The following is a 3,770-nucleotide window of genomic DNA, read 5'->3' on the forward strand; positions in this document are numbered from 1 at the left end:
AAAGCTTTTGTACCAGTGATGGTTAGAGATTTAGGGATTACGGAGTGTCGCTTGTTTCCTGCGTTCCCAAAGTCAACGACTCAATTTAATGCTAACATAAAGTCGCCCTAAAGGGCGAGGTTTTCAACCCAAATTTTCGATGATTTAAGTGCGCTTGGTATCTTCTCTCCCGCCCCGATAGCCGTTTCAAGATCTCCCGACACCTACGCCTGGTGGATCTAGTGCCTTGAGACGCTTTCTTTTGCAGAGAAGCTCGAACGCGACTGTATTTATCCCTCGTTTCCTTGATGCCCTCCCCCGACCACGATTTATCGGTTGATGTTACCGCGATGTCACGACGGCCGAAATCGACCCCGATAATGTTATCCGCGTTGATAGGTTTCGGCGGTTCCGATTTTAGTTGGATGTGGACATACCAACCGCCGTCACGATGTAAACAGACTTGAGCGGAGGTCGGATTTTGCCAGGTAAGTTTCCCCCGATGGTAATTGCTCGCTCTCAGGGGAATGGTTAACCGTTTCCCCGTGGTGCTAACAGTAATCGCCCAATCTTTCTCGACGAAACGGAAGGTTCGAGCGTCACAGTCGAAACTTGTTGGAGCAAAGTTCTTGACCTTCTTCCCTTGAAGTTTTGCTGTCAAACGGTTAGCCGCTACCCGACCGCAAGCTCTGACAACGTGGTTAGCCGTCAATCCGAACCGATCCTTAACGTCCTGATAACAGACAGCCTGAATCGAGTTCCGGTTAGTCAGCCGGGGATTGACGTTCTCGTTAATCCAGCTACAAGCCGACGCAAAAGCCGTACAGGTATCGGACAGCGCTTGTTGTTGTTCGCTACATACTTGAAGCTTGATCACTAGCGTCAGGACTTGTTCCACGGCCTCAAAAAACTCACCAACAGGAAGCATAACATATTTAGAGTCGATGCGCTACGCGCGTTTTATACTGGTCGGCATTCCTCCGCCGCCAACCCGTAGGGTGTAACGGGGGCATCCTGCCGACATCTAAGGTGAATTAAGTGATGTAAGTGAGAGCGGAGCGAGTAAAATAACAAGATACCATCTTATCCTAGCCAATCTCTGACTGACTAAGATTAGATTTGAGAGAGAAAATACCAAGAACCCCTTGGTTTAAGCCTAAAAAATTCACTGCCAGAATTCTCGAAAAATCTACCGCTTCCTCTCCCCTTGCCTTTTTGTTGTCTAAATGATACTACAGACCCTATGATTTCCGAACGTACTTTACCAACCTTTAATCCTGCTTCCATCATTATTACCAAAGCTGAAGGTCTTCGCCTATACGAGGATATGGTTTTGGGGCGGATGTTTGAAGATAAATGTGCCGAAATGTATTATCGAGGCAAAATGTTCGGTTTTGTCCACCTCTACAACGGTCAAGAAGCGATATCTAGCGGTATTATTAAAGCCTTGCGTCAGGGAGAAGATTACGTTTCTAGCACCTATCGCGATCACGTCCACGCCCTCAGTGCCGGAGTTCCCGCTCAAGAGGTAATGGCGGAGTTATTCGGCAAAGCTACCGGCTGTAGTAAAGGACGGGGCGGCTCCATGCACATGTTTTCCGCCGAACATAAGCTTTTGGGGGGTTACGCTTTTGTGGCCGAGGGGATTCCCGTCGCAACCGGGGCGGCTTTTCAAAGTAAGTACCGTCGCGAAGCCATGGGTGATGCCAGTGCCGATCAGGTAACGGTCTGTTTCTTCGGGGATGGGGCGAGTAATAATGGCCAGTTTTTTGAGTGTCTGAATATGGCCGCCCTCTGGAAGTTGCCGATTATCTATGTGGTGGAAAATAATAAGTGGGCGATCGGTATGGCCCACGATCGAGCCACTTCTCAACCGGAAATCTATAAAAAAGCCAGTGTTTTTAGTATGGTCGGTGTGGAAGTGGACGGTATGGATGTGGTCGCCGTTCATGCCGCCGCCAGAGAAGCCGTGGCTCGGGCCCGCGCCGGTGAGGGACCGACTTTGATTGAGGCCTTAACCTATCGTTTCCGGGGTCACTCTCTGGCAGATCCGGACGAGTTACGCAGTGCTGACGAGAAACAATTCTGGGGCGAAAGAGATCCGATCACTCGCTTTGCCGCCTACCTCTACGAGCGAGATCTGGCCACGAGAGAGGAATTAAAAGAAATCGAGCAGAAAATTCAAGCTGAAATCGAGGAAGCGGTTAAATTTGCCGAATCTAGCCCCGAACCCGATCCTAGTGAACTAACTCGCTTTATTTTCGCCGAAGACGAGTAATTTCAGTGATCAGTGATCAGCTGCTGAAGGCAAGGGGCAACAGGCAAGAGGCTCCCAAAAAGAATTTGGCAATTCTCCTCCCTAAAAAGAAGGTTAGAAACTAAGTACATCCAAGCTTTTAGCTTAACCAATTAGGTTTTAGATGCGGTCGAGTTTATTCTTGACTAATCACTGTTTACTGGTTACTGATCACTGATTACAGATGCTTGTTGTTGAAAAAATCCGTAAAAAATAGTTGCGCTCTTGTATAATCCGCTAAAATCCAGAGAAATAGCTTTTGCCATGGCGACTACAGAAGCATTGAACCCCAGTCAGTTCTCACTCTTAACCAACCTCACCGCTGATCGTTCAAGTTCACCCAACCCACAACAAGAAATGGACAAAGTTATCATTCTCGTTAATGCCGAAGCTCAAGCCAGTGGTCAGATGTCTCGGCTATCGCCCGTTACCGAAAAGATGGTGATTGCCTTAAAAAATGCGGTTCCTAAATCCTTGGCGGTGGAGGTGACGGGGACGGCTTCTTTGTGGTCAAAAATGGAGTCGGGTAAAACCAGCCAGAATAATTTAATCTGGTGTCCCTTAACAATTCAATTACCCAATTGGGTGAATTTTCCAGGTAAAAAAGTTTATCAAGCTTGTCGGGATATCGAGGAAAGACGCACTTGGGTTTCCCATACCCTGCACTATAAAACCAGTCAGGGAGATTCTTCTTTTGGGGATCTTTGGTTGCCGATCACGGTGACATCTAAGGGTTTAGAATACGGTGAGGTAATCGGAGAAGGCATGATCCCCAACGCCTACAGTCAACCGATTAGTCTGGAAAGAGAGAGTCTTAAGTCTTTACATCGGCTGGCAGCGCAATTACTGGATAATTTACAGGCTCCTGCTTCTGTTTATTTGCTGCAGTTTCGTCTGGCTCATCGAGAAGTGGTTTTTGATCGTCTCTGGCCTTTTCCTGCTGCACCTGCGATCGCTTCCCTGCGCGGTCAACAGACGGATCTCTATGCAGCCTACTGGAATTGTTTACGTCGGCAAGCAATGCTCGATCATTCCTTGGCAATTTAATCCAGTAGCGGAGAAAAACTGTCTAGCTTTGCCCACAACAGCGATCGATCCCTAAACTATCTAAAATTAAATCACTGACGGCGTTAGCGATCGGCTGGTGTGGGGAGCGGGGAGCAGGGGACAAGGGGAGAAGGATATTGTTTGAAGGTGGAATAAGATGCGATCGCCAATGGAGAAGCAAGGTTTTTGAGCCACTAGCTTTCAAAATCTTGCACCTGTTCCGCTAAAAAAGCTCCAAAACCCTTACTTCGTCTATATTGCACGTTTATTCAGCCAAGCCTAATTATTGGTGCTGCCCAAGAAATCGCCTCAGCAATTCTCATTTTGAAAACAAAAGAAGATAAAGTTCTCTATGTGAACAAGAGAACTTCTGTCTAATTATCATTTTTTTTCAAGATAATCATCATAATTAGCTTCAAGAGACAGTTTTAAAATATCTGCCCATAAA

2 protein-coding genes and 1 pseudogene are annotated in these 3,770 nt (G+C 47.1%); 2 read left to right on the forward strand and 1 reads right to left on the reverse strand.

What is annotated here, in order from left to right:
- Window positions 1-139: 139 nt before the first annotated feature.
- Window positions 140-907 (reverse strand): annotated as a pseudogene (locus IM477_RS13010) (nuclease/transposase family protein); the annotation flags it as partial.
- 315 nt (window positions 908-1,222) lie between these two features.
- On the opposite strand from IM477_RS13010, the gene pdhA reads away from it, so the two are divergent.
- Window positions 1,223-2,257, forward strand: coding sequence for a pyruvate dehydrogenase (acetyl-transferring) E1 component subunit alpha (gene pdhA, locus IM477_RS13015; RefSeq protein ID WP_012267065.1), 1,035 nt, complete (start codon window positions 1,223-1,225; stop codon window positions 2,255-2,257).
- Window positions 2,258-2,539: 282 nt separating this feature from the next.
- Window positions 2,540-3,322, forward strand: coding sequence for a hypothetical protein (locus IM477_RS13020; protein ID WP_287077040.1), 783 nt, complete (start codon window positions 2,540-2,542; stop codon window positions 3,320-3,322).
- The last annotated feature ends 448 nt before the right edge of the window (window positions 3,323-3,770 follow it).

This window comes from Microcystis sp. M090S1 (genome assembly GCF_020246295.1).
GTDB lineage: Bacteria > Cyanobacteriota > Cyanobacteriia > Cyanobacteriales > Microcystaceae > Microcystis > Microcystis aeruginosa.